Source organism: Bacillus australimaris (genome assembly GCF_001307105.1).
In the GTDB taxonomy this organism is placed as follows: domain Bacteria; phylum Bacillota; class Bacilli; order Bacillales; family Bacillaceae; genus Bacillus; species Bacillus australimaris.
Window position 1 is genome coordinate 1 of sequence record NZ_LGYN01000005.1, and the last position, 19,802, is coordinate 19,802.

17 protein-coding genes and 1 pseudogene are annotated in these 19,802 nt (G+C 39.1%); 4 read left to right on the forward strand and 14 right to left on the reverse strand.

Going from position 1 to position 19,802, the window contains the following annotated elements:
- From AKG37_RS05540 to AKG37_RS05550, 3 genes and pseudogenes are all read right to left on the reverse strand, one after another.
- Positions 1-528, reverse strand: a 528-nt coding sequence (locus AKG37_RS05540; protein ID WP_193391696.1) for a T7SS effector LXG polymorphic toxin, incomplete at its 3' end; no start/stop codon positions are given.
- A gap of 473 nt (positions 529-1,001) precedes the next feature.
- A pseudogene (locus AKG37_RS05545) lies at positions 1,002-1,476 on the reverse strand (GNAT family N-acetyltransferase).
- Between the two features lie 206 nt (positions 1,477-1,682).
- Positions 1,683-2,102: a MarR family winged helix-turn-helix transcriptional regulator gene (locus AKG37_RS05550; protein ID WP_060697942.1), complete on the reverse strand. Its 420-nt coding sequence runs from the start codon at positions 2,100-2,102 to the stop codon at positions 1,683-1,685.
- 170 nt (positions 2,103-2,272) lie between these two features.
- Between AKG37_RS05550 and AKG37_RS05555 the strand changes: the two genes are divergently transcribed.
- On the forward strand, positions 2,273-3,793 hold the full coding sequence (locus tag AKG37_RS05555) for an MDR family MFS transporter (protein WP_060697902.1): 1,521 nt from the start codon (positions 2,273-2,275) through the stop codon (positions 3,791-3,793).
- A 38-nt stretch (positions 3,794-3,831) separates the two neighbouring features.
- Here AKG37_RS05555 and AKG37_RS05560 read toward each other — a convergent pair whose 3' ends face one another.
- From AKG37_RS05560 to AKG37_RS05580, 5 genes are all read right to left on the reverse strand, one after another.
- Positions 3,832-4,701, reverse strand: coding sequence for a class II fructose-bisphosphate aldolase (locus AKG37_RS05560; RefSeq protein WP_060697903.1), 870 nt, complete (start codon positions 4,699-4,701; stop codon positions 3,832-3,834).
- 2 nt (positions 4,702-4,703) lie between these two features.
- Positions 4,704-5,162, reverse strand: coding sequence for a PTS sugar transporter subunit IIA (locus tag AKG37_RS05565; RefSeq protein ID WP_060697904.1), 459 nt, complete (start codon positions 5,160-5,162; stop codon positions 4,704-4,706).
- Between the two features lie 15 nt (positions 5,163-5,177).
- Entirely contained in the window at positions 5,178-6,593 is a 1,416-nt protein-coding gene (locus AKG37_RS05570) for a PTS fructose transporter subunit IIC (protein ID WP_060697905.1), read from the reverse strand.
- Positions 6,594-6,606: 13 nt separating this feature from the next.
- Entirely contained in the window at positions 6,607-7,521 is a 915-nt protein-coding gene (gene pfkB / locus AKG37_RS05575) for a 1-phosphofructokinase (RefSeq protein WP_060697906.1), read from the reverse strand.
- A 131-nt stretch (positions 7,522-7,652) separates the two neighbouring features.
- Positions 7,653-8,429, reverse strand: coding sequence for a MurR/RpiR family transcriptional regulator (locus AKG37_RS05580; RefSeq protein ID WP_060697907.1), 777 nt, complete (start codon positions 8,427-8,429; stop codon positions 7,653-7,655).
- Positions 8,430-8,588: 159 nt separating this feature from the next.
- On the opposite strand from AKG37_RS05580, the gene AKG37_RS05585 reads away from it, so the two are divergent.
- Positions 8,589-9,995, forward strand: coding sequence for a phospholipase D-like domain-containing protein (locus AKG37_RS05585; RefSeq protein ID WP_060697908.1), 1,407 nt, complete (start codon positions 8,589-8,591; stop codon positions 9,993-9,995).
- A gap of 180 nt (positions 9,996-10,175) precedes the next feature.
- On the opposite strand, the gene AKG37_RS05590 is transcribed toward AKG37_RS05585, so the two are convergent.
- The 3 genes from AKG37_RS05590 to AKG37_RS05600 are packed head-to-tail and all read right to left on the reverse strand — an operon-like array spanning position 10,176 to position 11,796.
- Positions 10,176-10,655: a DMT family transporter gene (locus AKG37_RS05590; protein WP_060697909.1), complete on the reverse strand. Its 480-nt coding sequence runs from the start codon at positions 10,653-10,655 to the stop codon at positions 10,176-10,178.
- Between the two features lie 21 nt (positions 10,656-10,676).
- Positions 10,677-11,357: a Crp/Fnr family transcriptional regulator gene (locus AKG37_RS05595; protein WP_060697910.1), complete on the reverse strand. Its 681-nt coding sequence runs from the start codon at positions 11,355-11,357 to the stop codon at positions 10,677-10,679.
- A gap of 13 nt (positions 11,358-11,370) precedes the next feature.
- Positions 11,371-11,796 carry a DMT family transporter gene (locus AKG37_RS05600; RefSeq protein ID WP_060697943.1) on the reverse strand — a complete coding sequence of 142 codons (426 nt, stop codon included), beginning with the start codon at positions 11,794-11,796 and terminating at the stop codon, positions 11,371-11,373.
- A gap of 212 nt (positions 11,797-12,008) precedes the next feature.
- On the opposite strand from AKG37_RS05600, the gene AKG37_RS05605 reads away from it, so the two are divergent.
- A complete protein-coding gene (locus tag AKG37_RS05605) occupies positions 12,009-13,436 on the forward strand; it encodes an aldehyde dehydrogenase family protein (protein WP_060697911.1) in 1,428 nt (475 codons plus the stop codon).
- Between the two features lie 58 nt (positions 13,437-13,494).
- On the opposite strand, the gene AKG37_RS05610 is transcribed toward AKG37_RS05605, so the two are convergent.
- The 3 genes from AKG37_RS05610 to AKG37_RS05620 form a co-directional block, all read right to left on the reverse strand.
- A complete protein-coding gene (locus AKG37_RS05610; protein ID WP_060697912.1) occupies positions 13,495-13,839 on the reverse strand; it encodes a DUF3221 domain-containing protein in 345 nt (114 codons plus the stop codon).
- Positions 13,840-14,177: 338 nt separating this feature from the next.
- On the reverse strand, positions 14,178-15,965 hold the full coding sequence (locus tag AKG37_RS05615) for a DNA/RNA non-specific endonuclease (RefSeq protein WP_060697913.1): 1,788 nt from the start codon (positions 15,963-15,965) through the stop codon (positions 14,178-14,180).
- A gap of 609 nt (positions 15,966-16,574) precedes the next feature.
- Positions 16,575-17,558 carry a hypothetical protein gene (locus tag AKG37_RS05620; protein WP_060697914.1) on the reverse strand — a complete coding sequence of 328 codons (984 nt, stop codon included), beginning with the start codon at positions 17,556-17,558 and terminating at the stop codon, positions 16,575-16,577.
- Between the two features lie 408 nt (positions 17,559-17,966).
- Between AKG37_RS05620 and AKG37_RS05625 the strand changes: the two genes are divergently transcribed.
- Positions 17,967-19,787, forward strand: a complete 1,821-nt coding sequence (locus AKG37_RS05625; protein WP_060697915.1) for an assimilatory sulfite reductase (NADPH) flavoprotein subunit — start codon at positions 17,967-17,969, stop codon at positions 19,785-19,787.
- Positions 19,788-19,802: the final 15 nt, after the last annotated feature.

A 19,802-nucleotide genomic window follows, 5' to 3' on the forward strand; every position in this document is an offset into this window, starting at 1 on the left:
CAAAGCATATTCATCTTTTAAATTTTGATCAAGCTCTCTCAGTTCTTTGACCGTCTTTTTTCGTTCATCTTCCGCATCTTCTATTTTTTCATCAAAGGTTTGACTATCAAATACTTCTAGAGAAATGAGATCATCAATGTCTTGAAAAATCGTTTTGAGTGCCTTTTTTTGATCCTTTACAATGCTTTTGGCATTCTTGATGCCCATATGTACTGCGTTGTCTAAAAAGTGTTCTTCTACAAAGGTATCGCCGCCAAAGGTTGTATCATCAAGTGTCCCAGAAACACCTTCATGAAAGGCTTTTTGCTTATCAATGAAGTTGATAAACATGTCTACATTTCCGGCGAGCTCTTTATAAAAGCTTTTAATGTTATCGGCACCTTTCCCAGTGAAGTCATCACCGAGATTGGCAACACTTTGTAATGCCTTTTTTAAATCTACCATTTGTTCGCGGAGTTCCTGATAGTGTTTTGCCCTTGTATCAATGGCACTTGTTAGTGCTTTTGCATCAAGTATCTTCCCCAGCAGAATTCACTCCTTCCTATTCATTGACAAGGTCAATTTTACCAATACAAAGTTTGTCGTTAAATAGGAATAAAGATACAAAAACAGCTTCTATTTGATCAGAGAAAGATGCGTTTCTTTTTAAACAAGAACGGACACCAATCAAGGCATTTAAAGTGCTCAATGATCAGGGTCCGCAGGTTCTTCTTTCTGGAAAAATATTCGGTTCGTTTTTCTTGTCTATTATACGATGATCCACATAAAAAAGAAGTTCTTTTCAGGATGTAATTATTTACGCAGTAATGGCTGAGTCGTGCAACGGAAAGCGCCACCAAAGCTTCTTGTTATTTTAAAATCAACATATTCCACCTAAAAATTATCAAGACCTAAATTGAAAAAAGTTAAATAAATGAAAGGGTATAACATATTTTATATGACTAATATGTTATACCCTTTCTTCTTAAACTAACGCACCTGGTAGCATAACAAGAAAATTATTATTTTATTTTTTTTAGCATTTTAAAATTAGCCAACTTAACCCCTTTTTTTTCCACAGTTTGTGAACAAACAATTTTGTAACCTAGATGTTCAAAAAATGGCTTAGCTGTAATACTTGCTTCGGTATCAATTTCTAAAAGATTTAGTTTCTTTGCCTCAGATTCGAGCATATCAACTAAAGCTGTGGCTATACCTTGTCCTTGATAATCTTTATGAACGAATAGTTTATCTAAGTACCCGGTATGCGTTAAATCGCTAAAACCAACAACTTTATCATTCACTTTAGCAACAAATGTTATATTTTGACCCAATGATTCCTTCCAAGAATTAATTTTATATTCTTTTTCATCTCTTGGTGCCCAAGCATCCAATTGTACTTGGGAATAATCTTTTGAATTTACGGAATGAACTGTTTCATAAAACAATGAAATAATCTCTTTTGTATCAGTTTTCCTTAAACTTTAAAATCTCCACTTTCTGTTATACCTCCCCTTATTAGGATAAGCATCCTATGTTGTTATTCTCAATGAGAACTTCTTGCACTCTCATAACACATCTATCCTAAAAGATATTAACGCTCGGTCTAAAGACCTCACTACGCCTCCCGCTGATATCTGCTCATATATTGTACATAGTATCCTCTTATTAGTTTAGTCTATTTAACGTATCAGTGTGCTTTCTTACGATTTAGACTTAAGCAATTGCAGCTCTTGTTCCATTATTTCAGCTGCTTCTGAAATGAATTGGATGATTAAATCTAATTCTTCTCGTTTGTATTCGTTTGTGAGCTGTTTGGTTGATGCTGATAAGGGTTGGAAGAGTTCTTTCACCTGTGATTTCCCTGCCGTTAATGGAACAATGATGACTCTTCGTTTGTCTTTTGGGTCTTTTTCTCTTTTGGCGTAGCCCGCTTTTTCAAGCCGGTCAATGAGAGCTGTAACTGCACCTGAGCTAAGGCCTGTTTTTTCACTTAATTCCCCTGCCGTGAGGGGGCCGAGTTCGTTTAATAAATCGGCTGATTTGAGATCTGTTGGAAAAAGACCGAGCGATTGAGCGGCTGCTTGGTGGAATAAAACGGTTCGTGTGGCGAGGCGCCTCATTGTATGTATGATCTGGGCTGCTCTGTCTTCAGCCTCGTTCTTTATTGACAACTTGTTCTCCTCCCTTTAAAATCAATTTATCTTGATCATCAAGATAAATGTTCTCTTACTTTATGGTTAAGTTGATCATAGCAAAAATAAGGAGAGAACGTAAGCAGGAGGTAAATGAAATGAATCATGTGGATAAAGGCAAGGCATCCACTCGCTTTGTTGTCATCGGTTTGCTGTTAGGAATTTTTATGGCAGCGATGGACAATACCATTGTTGCAACAGCGATGGGAAGCATCGTAGCAGATTTGGGCAGTTTTGATAAATTTGCTTGGGTGACGGCTTCTTATATGGTGGCAGTGATGGCCGGAATGCCGATTTACGGGAAGCTTTCTGATATGTATGGTCGAAAGCGTTTTTTTCTGTTTGGACTTATTTTCTTTTTAATTGGATCTGCGCTGTGCGGTATCGCACAAACGATGGATCAGCTCATTATTTACCGAGCCATTCAAGGGCTTGGAGGCGGTGCCCTTCTTCCGATCGCGTTCACGATTATCTTTGATATCTTCCCGCCTGAAAAGCGCGGAAAAATGTCCGGTATGTTTGGTGCAGTCTTTGGTTTATCGAGTGTATTAGGACCTTTGTTAGGTGCTATTATCACAGATTCGATCGGCTGGCATTGGGTTTTCTATATTAACGTGCCAATCGGTGTTGTTAGTGTTTTCTTGATCGCCAGATACTATCAGGAGTCGCTTGAACATCGTAAGCAGAAAATCGACTGGTCAGGTGCCATTACGCTTGTCGTTGCGGTTGTCAGCTTAATGTTCGCACTTGAGCTTGGCGGTAAATCTTATGCTTGGGATTCGGTGCAAATTCTCACGCTGTTTGCTGTGTTTCTTGTGTTCGGTACGATTTTCTTTATTGTTGAACGTAAGGCTGAGGAACCGATTATTTCATTTTGGATGTTTAAAAATCGTTTATTTGCGACATCTCAAATTTTGGCGTTTTTATATGGCGGAACATTTATTATTCTTGCTGTCTTTATTCCTATTTTCGTACAAGCGGTGTACGGTGAATCTGCGACAAGTGCGGGATTCATTTTAACACCGATGATGATAGGATCAGTCATTGGCAGTATGATCGGCGGAACAATGCAGACAAAAGTACCATTTAGACGTCTCATGACCATCTCTGTCATTTCATTTTTCGCTGGGATGCTGCTGCTTTCTAATATGTCACCAGATACAGTAAGATTGTGGCTCACACTCTTTATGATGATATCAGGCTTTGGCGTCGGCTTCAGCTTCTCCCTTCTGCCGTCAGCTTCAATGAATGATCTTGAGCCGCGCTACCGAGGCAGTGCAAACTCGACCAATTCATTTATGAGATCACTTGGGATGACGCTTGGTGTCACGATTTTCGGGACGATTCAAACCAATGTGCTGACAAATCGTTTAGCAGATGCCTTTAGCGGAATGAAAGGAGCCTCTTCTCAATTAGGCGATCCACAGGCCATTTTTCAAGAAGGTGCCCGCTCACAAATTCCGCCTGATATTTTAAATAAAGTCATTGATGCGATGTCACAAAGTATTACGTACGTATTTTTGCTTGCTTTATTCCCTATTGCTCTTGCGGCGATTACGGTTGTATTTATGGGAAATGCACGAGTCCGTACATCAAATGAAATGAAAGAAAACGAATAATGTAAAAAAGCAGAGCGGTTGTGGCTCTGCTTTTTTTCTTATTGATATAACGGATGGGCTTTGCCTTCACTGCCTACGATCCGTATTTTCGATGTGACCATGTCTTTAGCTGCTTGTTTTGCCTTTTGTAAATACATACGCGGGTCTAAGCTTTCAGGTTCGTTTGAGAAATGATCACGTATCGCCTCTGAGTATGCATTTTTCAGTTCAGTGGACACATTGACCTTTGCCATCCCTAGTGCAACGCAACGCTTCACATCCTCATCAGGTACAGCGGAACCACCATGCAGGACAAGTGGTACATCGACCAGCGCTGCAATTTGTTCAATGCGGGCAAAGTCGATATCAGGCACCCCTTTATAAATGCCGTGCGCAGTACCAATCGCAGGTGCTAAAGTGGGCACTCCCGTTTCTTCTACAAATTGACGGCACTCTGATGGAACAGCTTTTTCCGCATCCTTTTCATCAACAACGATATCATCTTCTACGCCGCCTACCTTACCTAACTCTGCTTCGACATTCACACCTACTTTTAATGCAAGCTCCACAACTTCTTTTGTGCGGCGTACATTTTCTTCATATGAATGCATCGATGCATCGATCATGACGGATGTATATCCGGCCCGAATACAGGTGAGGATCACATCAAAGTCTGTGCAATGATCTAGGTGAAGACCGATTGGGATTTGATATTGATCAGCAGCCGCCTTCACTGTATCTGCAATCGCTTTTGCTCCAAGAGATTGAACCGTTCCAACCGTTGTTTGCAAAATCACAGGTGACTTTAATTCTGCAGCAGTTTCGAGCACCCAATAAATACTGTCAAAGGAGTGTACATTGAATGCAACAATTCCGTATTTTTCTTTTTTCGCAGCCTCAAGCATTGGTGTTGTTGAAAGTAAAGGCATGATCAAACATCCTCTCTCGTTAAAATATCTGTATTTAATACAGTAAGCATGTCTTCATTTGTTCTTGTTTCCAGCAGCTTTTGTCGTTTCGCCTCATCCATTAAGCCTCGAGAAAGAGCAGAAAGAGCCTTTAAATGAGTGGTCCCTGCTTCATTTTTGGGGATCAGTAACGATAAGAAGAAAAAGCAAGGCTTCCCATCAAAAGCGTCCCATTCAATTCCTGTTTCCGTGCGGACAATCACGAGTGCTGGTTTTGTGATGGCTTCTGTTTGTGTATGCGGAATGGCAAATCCATCTTGAAATCCTGTTGTACTAAGTGCTTCTCTTTCTGCTAATCCTTTTTTGACATCCTCTGGTGATGTACAAATACCTGCTTTGTAGGCAATGTCAGCAATGGCTGCGAAAACGCCAGCCTGTGAAGAAGCCGTTTCATGAAGATTCATATAGATATGTTCCATCATTTCTCTTCCTCCCTATTAAACTGCGGGTTTGTCTATTTTTTTACGGTAAAGTCCGTATAGAATCGCACCTACAAGTGATCCAATGAGTATAGAAAGCACCCACTGAAATGCACCTGTGACGACTGGAAGAACAAGGAATCCACCGTGCGGAGCTGGAACCTGTACGCCAAACAGATATGTCAAAATAGCAGAGATGGCTGAGCCAAACATGATAATTGGCAGAACAACGACAGGGTTTTTTGCTGCAAATGGAATGGCCCCTTCTGTAATATGTGTCGCCCCGAGAATATAGTTGATCATTCCAGCATTTCTTTCTTGTGGTGTGAAATGTTTTCGGAAAATCGTTGTTGCAATCGCAATGATAAGCGGTGGTGTAATACATGCTGCAGACACACCTGCCATGAAGTATAGGTCGCCTTGTGCAAGCAAAGCTGTTCCTGTGACATAGGCTGCTTTGTTAAATGGGCCACCCATATCAAATCCACACATTGCTCCAACAATTAAGCCTAAGAGCAGCGGATTTGTGGATTGAACGGATGAGAGAAAATCCATTAATGAATTATTTAGTCCTGTGATTGGAACTAATAGAGGAGTCATGACAGCCCCAATTAAGAAAATACCGATAACAGGATAGATGAAGATCGATTTTAATCCATCAAGTGAAGCTGGCAATTTTTGAAGCAAGAATTGAAGCAATAAAATGATATATCCTGCTGCAAAACCTGCGATAATTCCGCCTAAGAAACCAGCACCTCCATCGTTTGCAAGGAGCCCCCCTATAAATCCGACGACCATCCCTGGGCGTCTTGCGATCGAATCAGCGATAAATGCTGCTAAAATAGGCACCATTAAGCTAAAGCCAAGCCCGCCAATGTTTTTCAAATAGGCAGCAAACGGATGATACGTTTCGTGCTGTGGATCAGCAGAATAGATACCGAATAAGAAAGAAATGGCAATTAAAACCCCGCCTCCAACGACAAATGGCAGCATGTGTGATACACCGTTCATTAAGTGCTTATAAATGGTGTGTATCCATTTATTTGCTGATTTTTGTTGAGAGGATGTAGGCGCAGCTGCTTTCTCCGTTACAGAAGAGCGGCCTTTCACTTGATGTACAGGTGCATCTCCATTGATAATGCCCTGGATCAGCTCGGCTGGTGTGCGAATGCCTTTTGCTACAGGCACTTCAATAAGTGGTTTGCCGTGAAAACGGTCAGTGTGCACATCTTTGTCAGCTGCTACAATGACCCCATCTGCTTCCAGAATGTCTTGATCAGTTAAAGCGTTTTCAATTCCTACTTGACCATGCGTTTCCACTTTGATGTCGACCCCTAATTGCTCAGCAGCAATTTTTAAGGCTTCAGCTGCCATAAATGTATGTGCAATGCCTGTTGGACAGCCAGTTGCAGCGACAATTTTTTTACGGCTCATGTGTTATTCCCCCTTATATCTTCTGAATGTGTATTTGCTCTATCAATGAATCAATGTCATGTAAATCACTTAAGCCTTTCGAAAACGCAGTAGATGCGCCCGTTGCAATGCCGTAGCGTAAGCATTCTTCAGGTGAATGTCCTTCAAGATGTTTACTAAGAAAAGCTGCGAGCATCGCATCTCCAGAACAAGCGGTGTTTACCACAGTGCCTATTGGTGCGTTTCCTTTTAACACGGCGTCCTTCGTGATGAATAATGCCCCTTCTCCGCCGCGGGAAATCAGTACTTGCTCTGCCCCCATATCAATGAGCTTTTCTCCTGATTGAATGAGTTCTTTTTCTGACAAAGGATGTGTCTTCCCGAAAAAAGCAGCGATTTCTTCTTCATTCGGTTTTAATAAATACGGCTTGTATGGAAGTGTATCAAGAACTGCTGCAGAGCTTGTGTCTAAAATGAACTTGACCCTCTGTTGATGACAAATAGCCGCTACTTCTGAAAAAATACTGGCTGGAACACCCTTTGGCAGACTGCCTGACATGATGAGGATGCCTCCTTGCGGGATATCCGCAATTTTCTCACGAAAGGCGTCAAGCGCTTTTGCTTCAATCGCAGGGCCTTGATTCACGAGCTTGTATTCTTCTGTCGTATTGATAAAAACATTGATGCGTGTAATCCCTTCAACTGAGATAAAATCGGTCTGAATGGAGAGATCCTTTAAGGATTGTTCAATATAAGAGCCTGAAAACCCAGCGATAAATCCTAATGCAGTGCTGGTGAAGCCATATTTCTTTAGCATAATCGACACATTGACGCCTTTTCCATTCGGCTGATAATCTTCATCTTCCGTGCGGTTGACTGCATTTGCCCGCATTTCTTTTAATGCAATATATAGGTCAATCGCAGGATTTAAGGTGCAGGTATAAATCAATTGGTTTCACCTTCTTTCTTTTCTCTAAAGAAAGTATCTCATACGATTCGGTGAAAATGTTTTCAGATTGTGTAAAGGTTTTCATGAGAAAAAGCCTTCCAGATCAAAGTCTCGAAGGCTTTTCTTATCGGTTATTTCATTCGGATCACATAGGCATCGAGTAAAATGCGGGCAATGACATGAAGAGACAGGCGGGATCTGACTTCATAATCTGGGAAGAAAGATTGTTCACCTTTATATCCGACTAGTGTCATATCTGATATTTTACTTAATGTAGAATCTATTCTTGTCGTAACGGTAATGGTTGTCACTTGCTTCATGCTGAGATTTTGACACGCTTCAACGAGCTCAGCTGTTTCCCCATTTAATGAAACAAAGATGGCCAGTTCGTTTTTATCAATGTCTCGCGATTTTAGCCGAATGATATTCGGATCATCATGTACTTCACAGGTTTTTCCGATGAGCTGTAATTTGATCGTCATCTCTTTGGCGATCATCTCTGAAAAGCCCCTGCCGAAAATATAAATTTTATCTGCATTATGTATTTTTTGAACAGCATCTTCAATTTGCCCAATACTTTGCAGTTGAATCGTCTTTAAAACCTCTTCTTCATTTTTCCGAATGGCTAGTTTGATGTCTTCATCAATATTTTTGAGCTGGTCGCTTGCATCTGTCATTTTCTTTTCTTGTTTCAATCGATATTTAAAGGATGTATAGCCGTTGTAGCCGATTTTTTTCATCAGTCTGACAATTGTGGCTGTCGACACATTGGCTCTTTCGCTTAAAGTGACAATGGATAAGGTGGAGATATCCTCTAAATGCTGGTGAATGTAATTGAGTAAATAGCGTTCTGTTTCACTTAACGTTTGATACACATCACTTGGGATGTTAAATAATGATTCATTCAATTCGATTCCCCCTTACTCATTTCATACTATAATTAAATGCCCAATAAAAACAAGATGATTCTTTTGTCATGTATTTTGTTGAAAATCCAATATGAGTGAAATTTTATTTTTGACATAAACTAAGGGAAAGTCGTTTCTCTGTGAAAGGAGCTGATACGTATGCTTCATCTTTTGTTTTTTCTCATCCTTCTCTATGTCATTTATGTCTTTTTGACCGCATTTGTTTTGTTTTATTTACCGATACAAAAAACATGCAAAGAACATTGTATTTATAAAGCCTCTTCGATTTCAGGAGACGATCAGGGCACAAATCAAGTGATGCTGCTTGACGATGGATTTGAGTCGGGTCAGGTCAGAATTCAAATGATTCGTGAAGCAAAGAGGATGATTCGCCTTAGCTATTATTCCATTCAAAAGGGAAAAACAGCCGAATGGGTACTAGGTGCTTTAATTGAAGCAGCAGATCGAGGGGTAAAAGTTCAGCTGTTGTTAGACGGCATCTGCCACAGTCTGCGCGGACCGCTGAAGCATTTGCGCTATGCCGTGGCCAATCATCCGAACATGGCCATTCGTTTTTATGAGCCCTTTCGTTTGTTTAAGCCATGGACGTGGCATAACCGTCTCCATGATAAGCTGCTGCTGGCAGATGGCAAAGTGGCTGTGATGGGCGGAAGAAATATCGGGGATAAATACTTTGCAGATCAGCCGCCGAAAGACTTTGCATTTGACCGTGATGTGCTGATCTATAACGGTAAAAAAGGAAAAGTATTAGATGAAATGGAGCAATATTTTGTTTATTTATGGAATCATGACTTTACAAAAAGAACAAAAGATGTGTTCTCCAAGAAAAAAGCAAAAAAAGGATTAAAACTAAGAAAGCGTCTGCTTAGGTCGTATCAAGAGGCAGTGCGTACGAAAGAGCCTTTTGTAATGTCCTCCTTTGATTGGTCAGCAGATGCCACCTCAGTAAAACAGATTGCATTTTTCACAAATCCTGTGGAGCGATTCAATAAGCGTCCTCTTGTGCTGAAAAAGCTAAATGATTTGGCCCACCGGGCAAAGCGCTCTGTGCTCATTCAAACGCCTTATGTCATCCCGACACGTCCAATGAAAGACGGTCTTACTCCTTTAGCCAGCGAGATTCAAACGACAGTTGTCACGAATTCTCTTACTGCGACGCCAAATCCGTTAGCTTTTGCAGGATATTTAAGCACGAAAAAAGAACTGATGAAAACAGGAGTTCATTTGTACGAATATGAAGGTCCCTATTCCATTCACGCGAAATCCATGGTGATTGATGATTATTTAAGTATCATTGGGACATATAATTTAGATGCGAGATCTAGTTTTTTAAACACAGAGTCGATTTTGGTTATTGATAGTGCCCCGTTTGCGTTATCACTTACTCAGGCAATAGAGCGAAAAATCGCATATAGTATTCTCGTCGCAAAGGACAAAGAAGCCTATAAAGCGGGCGACTATGGGCAGAAAAAAAAGCCTTTGATGAAAAGGCTTCTTTTAAGCGGTTTATCCGCGCTAACAGTTTTCTGGCGGCGATTAATTTAAAAAAGGGCAGCCACTATTGTGGCAGCCCTCAGCGTGTAGACAAACCCTCGCATTCGGTGTCAGTTCTGCGTGCCGGTGCTCACGAATCTCACATTCGCTCCGCTCCAGTACTCGTCCTTTCTAGACTGCAAAGGTTTTCTATCACGCTGAAAAAAAGAAGAGAAAGGGCTAAAATAAAGATCATTTTAGCCCTTTCTCTTGTGATTGAGCTTCGTCTGTTTGCTCAAATTTGGTCAGTTTAAACACTAAGATCCCTGCAACAATGACAATGACACCTAATAGTTTTGTAATAGAAAATTCGACTTTCTCTAACCCAAGCCAGCCAAGCGAATCAAACAAAAGCGCGCATCCTAGCTGTGAGATCAGGACAATCGAAATTCCATAAGTCGGCCCAAGCCGTTTAATGCCCTGTACGAGGCAGATGACAACCCCTACCCCAATGGCTCCGCTGATCCAGTACCACGCTTCCATGTGTCTTAATTGAAACATGCCAGTTCCTTCAAGTAAAAGACCCATCAAAAGTGAAGCGATAAAGCCCATTCCAAGGACAAGTGTTGTTGTGGACCAAGAGCCTGTATGCTCACTGACCTTACTGTTAAAAATGGTTTGAAGGCTGACGAGTGCGCCAGCCGTGATGGCTAATCCTATCCCTATGATCATGTCTACATCCCTTCATTTCTTCTATTCATAAATGTTGCGTTCCGCTATCTCTAAGAGTCCTTCCCGGTCAAGAATCGTAATCTCTCCTCTTCGCCTCTCTATCAGCCCTTTTTCACAGAATTGCTGAATGACTCGGTTAATATGACGATAGCTTGTTCCAATTAAGCTTGCTGCATCAGTAAGACGAAGTGCGTTTGCCCTGTTATCACCTGTTAAAACAGACAATAAGTAGCTTGCGAGCCTTACCTCTACAGGATATAAAAGGTGGAAGCTCAAATCGTTTGATTTTGTATAAAATTTGTTTGTGATGCCTTTTAGCAGAAAGGTTAACACACGTGGATCATCCTTCGCATGACGCATGAGCGCTTGATGAGAAATTCTAAGCATATGTACTTCTGTGACAGCCTCTACTGTATTGACCATATCTGTCTGCTGAACGTATTCAATATCTCCAATCGCTTCAAGAGGATGCTTAAAGCAAAGAATAAAGGTTTTTCCTTCTTTTGTGGTGGTGAAAATCTTTAATTTCCCTTTTACTAACAAGTGCAGGTACTCCCTCTTATCACCTTTGGAACAAATCAGTTCACCTTGCTCATAGCGCCATAAGCTCACGTATGATATGAGTTTTTGATGAAAGACGTTTTCTAATTGATGTGTCTTGAGATAAGACGAAAATAGGGATTCATCATGAAGCTCTTCCATCTGACGCCCTCCTTTATAGCTTTAAAATAATCACGCCTGCGATCATCAATAAAATTCCTGCATAATGCGGCCATTTCATTTTCTTCTTCTGTACACCAAACCATCCTATTGCATCGATTGCAAAGGTAAAAGCAAGCTGTGCAATGAGCAAAGCAGCAATGGTCAGTGTGACACCGATCATTTGAATCGCAGTGACTTCATTGAAAATAATAATGGCTGCAAATGCGCCTCCAATTAAATAAAGCGGCTCCACCTTTCGATATTCTCGAAAGTGTCCGTCCCGTACGATCAGTAAAATAATAAGTGAGATGATAAAACCGGTCAGCTGCGTGATGGTTGCCGCCTGCCATGTCCCGATATCCTGGCTGATTCTTGCGTTGGCTACGCCTTGAAGCGTAATACAAGCGCCTCCTAATAAAGCGAAAATAACACCTTTCATTCGTTCAAATGCTCCTTCTTTTTTCTGTCTAGTTCCATTAAATGATAGATGGCCTGATGTTGAAAAGGACATATGTCCCACTTTGCGTATTATATCAGAAACTTTTTCTTTTGCAGTTTCATCGTTTTAGATTTTTCACAGTGGGTACAGTTTTATATCAGCTGAAAACAGAATATAGAACTGAATCACATATAAAAAGGAGATATGTCAGAATGAGAAATCAAGAGAAGCATTTTATTAACGGAGAGTGGATCGCATCAACAGGAAACGAAACGACGGAAGTCATCAATCCCGCAACAGAGGAAGTCATTGGCACAATTAGTTTAGGAACAAAAGAAGATTTAGATAAGGCAGTGAAAGCAGCTCGTTCCGCCTTCCCTTCTTTCTCAAAAACATCTCGAAATGAACGAGTAAAAATGCTAGAAAATATTGTGCGCGGCTACGAGAAGCGGAAGGATGAACTAATAGAAATCATGACACAAGAGCTCGGTGCACCTCTGAAAGTATCAGAAGAGGTTCATTATCAAATGGGATATGAACATTTTTCTAAAGCAGCGGAGGCACTTAAATCGTATACATTTACTGAGGACCGCGGCGGACATACCATTATAAAAGAAGCGATTGGCGTCAGCGGACTGATTACCCCTTGGAATTTCCCAACAAATCAAACATCCCTTAAAATCGCAGGTGCCATTGCAGCAGGCTCACCAGTTGTTTTAAAGCCTGCGGAAATTACACCTTTTGCCGCAATGATTCTTGCAGACATCATTGATGAAGCAGGCGTACCGAAAGGCGTTTTCAACCTAGTAAACGGAACTGGTGACGTCATTGGTGACGGGATTAGCTCACATCCTGATATTGACTTTGTTTCATTCACTGGATCTGGTGCCGTTGGCTCTAAAATAATGGAAAATGCTGCAGACAATATTAAGAAAGTGGCACTTGAGCTTGGCGGGAAATCCCCTCTTATCGTCTTAGATGATGCAGATGTGGATGAGGCAGCCGAAACCGCCGTTCATCATATTGCGATGAATACAGGTCAAGTGTGTTCCGCAGCCACACGCGTGCTGATTCCAGAATCAATGAAAGACGCGTTTGAAAAAGCGCTGCTGAATGCCCTGCCGAAGTTTACAGTGGGTGACCCGAGAGAAGATCATGCTACTGGACCGCTTGTATCCAAAAAGCAATGGGATACCGTGCAATCTTATATTGAAAAAGGAATGGAAGAAGGTGCTAACCTGCTTGCTGGGGGAACTGGGAAGCCGGACGGGATAGACAAAGGATATTTTGCCAAGCATACTATTTTCACAAATGTAAAAAATGATATGACCATTGCGCAAGAGGAAATATTCGGACCCGTCATGAGTGTGATCACATATCAAGACCTGGATCATGCCCTTGAGATTGCCAATGATACAGTGTATGGCCTTGCTGGGTATGTGGTTGGAAAAGATGAAAAAACATTAAAATATGTAGCTGAACATATTCGTGCTGGACAAATTACCATTAACAATGCCGAAACAGATTACTTTGCCCCGTTTGGCGGCTTTAAGCAATCTGGTATTGGAAGAGAATGGGGAGACTTCGGAATCGAGGAATATTTAGAAGTGAAAGCTGTGATGGGACTTCCAACGGCGTAATTTTAGGAGAAAAACCTTAGGGTTTTTCTCCTTTTTCATGATAGAAAGAATCTGCTCCCTACTTATCCATAATGATGTGATATTTTTCGACCATTGCTTTAGGAGGAAACGATTCTTGTAACTCATCAAACCAAATCTCAATCGTTTGACCGTGTGACAGCTTTTTAGAATCTACTTTCGTTAAGTCGATTATGATGAGATCGTCTTTATACTTATCAATAAGAAGTTGTGTATTCAATGAATCATCGCTTTTTAGAGGCTTTTTATTGTTTATAAGAAGTAAATTCGTCTCCTCTTTTCTTAGCAGGATGCCTTTTTTTGAAAAAGATGTTGTTGTTTTATTCTGATGATTGTGTGTATTTTTTATATTGCCTTTTGGAGAATGTAATAAAATGAGAAACATTTAAGATGACAATTTGAAAAAAGTTTATTTATATAGCTTCAATTACGTCAACTATAATATGTCTCTTTTCAATTCTTCTGCTTTGAATTCTTAGAACAAAAACGTCATATATACGTCCTGCATTTCTGTAGGATACTTTATACATTTTTATATTAAAACTCTCCACGATACAATTCATCGTACTCAGACAAGAGACAAAGGTACTTTTTCCCAATATAATACATTATTATTATCTTATATACTAATAGTTCAATCTAAACCATAGATGAAATCCCAATTCCATTTTACATAAATTTAACTAAGAGAAAAGACCCCTAACTGGGGCCGCTTCCCAAAACCTAAAACTTAATATCCTTTACCTTTTCAACAACATATCCTTGTATTAATTCTAAATTCTTAGGTTCATGTTCTCTTAAATCATTAAAATTCAATCCAGTAATTGATTCAATATAAGCTATTGTGACTTGGTAAGTTTTATATTCACCATAAGCAAATTCTAAATTATCAATAAGTGTTTTTTGACTCTGCAAATAAGCTGTCGCAGAAATTCGGCCATCTTCTTTAATCATTACTGCTATTTTCCAGAATTCAGATGGTATGCGAATTCCCCTATAAAGTTTATCATCTTTTCGAAAAACCGGACCAGTGAAAACGCTTGCTTTAAAATTATATTTTTTGGCATTATCTAGTATATAGTCCTCAAGATCATTCCATATCCCCTGATTAAAAGTTGAATATTGAGGTGAACAATTAGTATAATGAAAAGTATCTTTATTTGCTTTTTCTGCGTTTACTCCCCACACTGGATCACGACGTCGAACTAAATGCCCTTTGTCTAATTCATTATCAACATAAAGTTCATTACCACATTGATATTCAATATCAATTCGCGGATCATAGTACCACTTTTTCTCTCTTTTGACATCTTCTAATTTTCCTCCATCTATATTAACTGCAGTATAATAGGCTAAACGACGTGATTTACTCATAACAATTGAAAAATGGGTATAATCAAGAATAGTCCCCCCATTTTTAAGAAGAGTAATATCGTCTTTTATATCAGAATTTAATTTCGGATGGGGTACTTCATAATTTTCCCCTAAAAATTTTGGGTCATAACCTTTTAAACCTTCGTACCACTCAAGTCCTAATTGCTCAATCTCTATTTTTTCATTTTTGTCAATCGCCTCTGGAGTCTTAGCATAAAGCATATTCAATAATTCATATTGAACCCTCTCTAAATTTGGCCGCTGATCCTCTAAATATTTCATAATACTGCTTATTCTTATCCCCTCATTTATTAACGCTTTAGATTCATTTTTAGGATCTTTTACAGCTGCATGATGTAGACCAACAACAATCCATTGGTCGTTAAAAACAGGCGATCCAGAACTTCCTCGTTTTGTATCTGTGGAATAATGGATATAGCTATCAAAAATATCTTTCACTTGATTTTCTCTCACTGTTACCGCTTTTGGTGCCCCAGACGGATGTTGTATAATAGACACATACTCACCAAGCAACACCTTCCCGGTACTAGGGAGTAAAGGTAAATAATAAAAGTCGCTTAATGATGTATTGTCACTTGATACTTCTTCTACTGCTACCAAAGTAAAATCAAGACTTTGATTCGTGATAAAAAAACGTTTGGGTGTAAAACGAAAGCTTTTGATTTGTTTGTCCAAATTATTCAAATCAAGCTCATAATTAAATTGAGCAACGCTAAATATTGCATCTTCTTCATCTCTTAATACATGATTGTTTGTTAACAATAATGATGGGGATACGAGAAAACCTGTTCCATGACCACGTATCCTCCCAATCTTATCTCGAACCTCTATTCTACAAACAGATTTAGCAGCTTTTAAACCAGCTTCAAGATATGAGATAGGTAATAAATCATCTTCTCCCAATATATTCTCTAGCGCAAGACCGTTTCGTCGATCTATCAAATTTTTTCGTTTTGTGACACGCTCTTGAGTATCCACCTCTACGGGAAGTTGATGTTTTAGCTCATTGGCAATCCTTTCTCTTTCACTCTTCCTTTCACTGTATCGCTCCATTGCTTTTTGTTGTTGCATCTCTACTAGTTTTTGATTAAAATCCTCAAAGCCTTCAAATGACATATTAAAACCCCCAAGCTTTTTATAATGAAAAAGGAAAATGCTTTTTCAAAATTTATTATGTACAACTCTTCTTCAAGTATGTGTTTTAAAATTAATAAACAATTCAGGAATATAAGTGACATGAAATACTGTAAATTTTAAAAAATACTCATTGTTTTTAGGATAGTGTGAAAAAAACATTACAGTATAACAAGGTATTTTTTAATTGGGGGGGTATAAAAAATTTGATAAAGACGGAAACAATTAAGCAATAAATAAGTCAGCATTATAGTTAGAACTGCGAGCAAAGAAACACAAAACGAATTTGCAAGGTCTGAATCAAACACGCTCCAGAAACTATGGGGAAAATTGCATGATTCATACTAAAATAGGATAAGTTTTTTATATCGCTCTTCAACAGTTAGTTCCGATCTGTGCTTATCTCCTCGTGGCTCAGTTGGTTTATCCGCAACTATATGCAACATTAATTTCAGCTTTTATAACTTCGTTAAATTACAATGACATATTATAACATCATACTGACCCTTCCTGAACCTTACTCCGTAAACTTGTTTTCACTGCTACTTGTATTTTGGAGACAAACATTTATCGTGCTTCTTCTTAGAATAGTTATAAGCAGTTCTTATTGAATAATTGAATTGTAATCTCTCTCGAAATAACTTTCCACTTAGATAATATTGCAACTGGAACATTAAAATATGGATCAACAATTCTTTCTTTTCTAAGCTTATGATGTACGTAATTATTTCTCACCTTATATAAGGTTTTCGCTAATGTTTTTGCAGTTCCATTTGCCTCAATTAAATTATGATCCTTAGCAAAAATCAGTAATTCATCATTATCTATTGATTCAACTAAAGCTATTAGCTCATCTTCTTCATTACCAGTATCAAAAAAGGTCTCTATAAACCTATAATAAGCGAAAAAATTATAATGATCCGTAGATTCACCATAATTGAATAGTGATAAGTTATTTGCTATTGGGGAATCCCAATTAATATTCAAATTGATTTCGGTATAGTTAAAAGGCACAGCAGTTACTCCGACCTCGCGCAAATCAACAATTCTGGGATATAGGAATTCTTTATAAGCTTCATCATCTTCCAAAAACTTAGAACCTATATAAAAGACCGCTTTTTCTAAATCCTTTAATGCTGTATCTTGACTCGTGCCAAATAATTTAATTGTTTTATAATCAAATTTTGTTTCATCTTCAAACCAAGTAAGAAATTGAAACAGGTTACTTGGATCACTAACTATAAATTTATATTTTCCAAATGAATAGCATACGTCTGTTTCAAATGATGTGTAATTAAACTCTTCATCAAAAAATCCGGTTATCCCAAATTCCGCATAATCTTCAATGCAAAATCCATGTCCATCAAAATACTTATAATCATTCGAATTTTCGAATTTTAAATGAAGTTTTTTCATATTCATATAATTTGATTCAACTTCTATTCCCTTAAGGTTAAACGATAACGACTTATTAACACATTCATCTTGTAATCTATATCTAGATCCGTTTATTTTTTTCAAAGTTAAATGTTCGTATTTTTCTAAACGACTGTTTAGGTAATCAAAATTATTCATATAAAACTCCTTTATAATGTTCTATATAGTTATATCGGCCCTTTATAATTAGTTTTTCACTGTAAATAAGAGAAATACATTCTTGTTTTAGATCAACATCTTAAAACAAAAAGTTTTAACACAGATCTAGTAAAATGCCTGTTTGGTTCTCTATCTTGTATAACTAGTGTCTCTTTCTCTTTTTAGAGTAGGCTTAATCCGACAGCTTTGATCGTAACCTTTCTGTTATAAACTGAGCCTCCTTCAAGTTCCTTCTTCACCTTGCAAAGGTATTAGAAATCTTAATCATGACAATCAATATTATATATTTTACTTAATGGCAAACTTTCGGTAAAGTTCAAATTGAACCTATATATATAATTCCTATCGAATTAATCTATGTTTATATTCCTTGTGAGGTGGATATTGTTGCAACTTCATGTATTGAACAGTCCGTTTAGTCAGCAGCAGGCAGACCTGCTTAATCAGCTGCTTCCGACTTTAACAGATCAACAAAAAATTTGGCTTACCGGTTATTTATCAGCACAGGCAGCTTTAACCGGATCAGAAAATACTGCCCAAACTGCTTCTCCTTCTGCTGCAGCACCAGCGCAGCCTGTCAGTAAAGATGTGACAGTGCTTTATGGCTCGCAAACAGGTAATTCTGAAGGGTTAGCAAAAAAGACAGCGCAGCATCTTGAAGAGAAAGGCTTTCAAGTGACGCTTTCTTCTATGTCAGAGTTTAAACCAAATAGTCTGAAAAAAATAGACAATTTACTGATCATTGTCAGCACACATGGCGAAGGAGATCCTCCTGATAATGCCCTTTCTTTCCATGAATATGTTCACGGCAGACGAGCGCCAAAGCTTGATCATTTAAACTTTTCTGTTCTTTCACTTGGCGATAGCTCCTACGAATTCTTCTGTCAAACAGGTAAAGAATTTGATGAGCGCTTAAAAGAGCTTGGCGGAACGCGTCTTTTCGATCGAGTGGACTGTGACCTTGATTATGATGAACCGTTTTCTGAATGGCTTCAAGGGGTAGCATCTTCACTTAGTGAAGGTACAGCTCCAGCAAACCCGCAGGAATCAGCGGGAGCAGTCAATCAAGCAACTGCATCTGAATATTCAAGAACAAATCCTTTTTATGCTGAAGTGCTTGAAAACATTAATTTAAATGGCCGCGGTTCTAACAAAGAAACCCGCCACTTAGAGCTTTCTCTTGAAGGATCAGGACTTGTTTATGAGCCGGGAGACAGCCTTGGTATTTATCCGACAAATGATCCTGCGCTTGTTGATGAACTGCTCACAACATGCGGATGGAATGCAGAGGAAGCCGTAACCGTTCATAAAAACGGCGACACGCTTCCTTTAAAAGAAGCACTCACCTCGCATTTTGAGATTACTGTATTAACAAAACCTCTTCTTCAAAAGATTGCATCCTTTACAAAAAGCGAAGAGTTGCATGCCCTTTTAGAAGAAGGAAATGAAGAAAAATTAAAAGCGTATATAGCGGGAAGAGATTTAGTAGATGCTGCTCGCGATTTCGGTCCTTTTGAAGGAACAGCAGCAGATTTCACTGCGATTTTAAGAAAAATTCCTGCACGTCTTTATTCGATTGCAAGCAGCCTTAAAGCAAATGAAGAAGAAGTGCATTTGACAATTGGTGCTGTGAGATATGATGCACACGGAAGAGAACGTCAAGGTGTCTGCTCGATCTTATGTGCGGAACGCTTAGAGCCAGGCGATACGCTGCCGGTTTATATCCAGCACAATCAAAACTTTAAGCTTCCTGAAAACTCTGATGCCCCGATCATTATGGTGGGACCAGGTACAGGTATCGCCCCTTTCCGTTCGTTTATGCAGGAACGTGAGGAAATCGGTGCAAATGGAAAGTCATGGCTGTTCTTCGGTGATCAGCACTTTGTAACAGATTTCTTATATCAAACCGAGTGGCAAAAGTGGTTAAAAGATGGTGTCTTAACGAAAATGGACGTGGCTTTTTCAAGAGATTCAGAGAAAAAGGTATATGTCCAGCACCAAATGAAGAAACAAAGTAAAGAACTATTCGAATGGCTGGAGCAAGGTGCCTATGTATATGTTTGCGGAGATGAAAAACATATGGCGCATGATGTTCATGCTACCCTTCTATCAATCATCCAAGAAGAAGGTGCGATGAGCAAGGAGAAAGCAGAAAGCTATTTAGCCAATTTACAGCAGCAAAAACGCTATCAGCGTGACGTATATTGATTTGATGCTTGAAAG

Bases quoted from the DNA above. Each gene is read 5' to 3' on its own strand.
- AKG37_RS05620 (WP_060697914.1), bottom strand. From the start codon at position 17,558: ATGAATAATTTTGATTACCTAAACAGTCGTTTAGAAAAATACGAACAT.
- AKG37_RS05555 (WP_060697902.1), top strand. From the start codon at position 2,273: ATGAATCATGTGGATAAAGGCAAGGCATCCACTCGCTTTGTTGTCATC.
- AKG37_RS05565 (WP_060697904.1), bottom strand. From the start codon at position 5,162: ATGATGGAACATATCTATATGAATCTTCATGAAACGGCTTCTTCACAG.
- AKG37_RS05595 (WP_060697910.1), bottom strand. From the start codon at position 11,357: ATGGAAGAGCTTCATGATGAATCCCTATTTTCGTCTTATCTCAAGACA.
- AKG37_RS05615 (WP_060697913.1), bottom strand. From the start codon at position 15,965: ATGTCATTTGAAGGCTTTGAGGATTTTAATCAAAAACTAGTAGAGATG.
- AKG37_RS05585 (WP_060697908.1), top strand. From the start codon at position 8,589: ATGCTTCATCTTTTGTTTTTTCTCATCCTTCTCTATGTCATTTATGTC.
- AKG37_RS05550 (WP_060697942.1), bottom strand. From the start codon at position 2,102: ATGAGGCGCCTCGCCACACGAACCGTTTTATTCCACCAAGCAGCCGCT.
- AKG37_RS05610 (WP_060697912.1), bottom strand. From the start codon at position 13,839: ATGTTTCTCATTTTATTACATTCTCCAAAAGGCAATATAAAAAATACA.
- AKG37_RS05560 (WP_060697903.1), bottom strand. From the start codon at position 4,701: ATGCCTTTACTTTCAACAACACCAATGCTTGAGGCTGCGAAAAAAGAA.
- AKG37_RS05600 (WP_060697943.1), bottom strand. From the start codon at position 11,796: ATGAAAGGTGTTATTTTCGCTTTATTAGGAGGCGCTTGTATTACGCTT.
- AKG37_RS05590 (WP_060697909.1), bottom strand. From the start codon at position 10,655: ATGATCATAGGGATAGGATTAGCCATCACGGCTGGCGCACTCGTCAGC.
- AKG37_RS05570 (WP_060697905.1), bottom strand. From the start codon at position 6,593: ATGAGCCGTAAAAAAATTGTCGCTGCAACTGGCTGTCCAACAGGCATT.
- AKG37_RS05605 (WP_060697911.1), top strand. From the start codon at position 12,009: ATGAGAAATCAAGAGAAGCATTTTATTAACGGAGAGTGGATCGCATCA.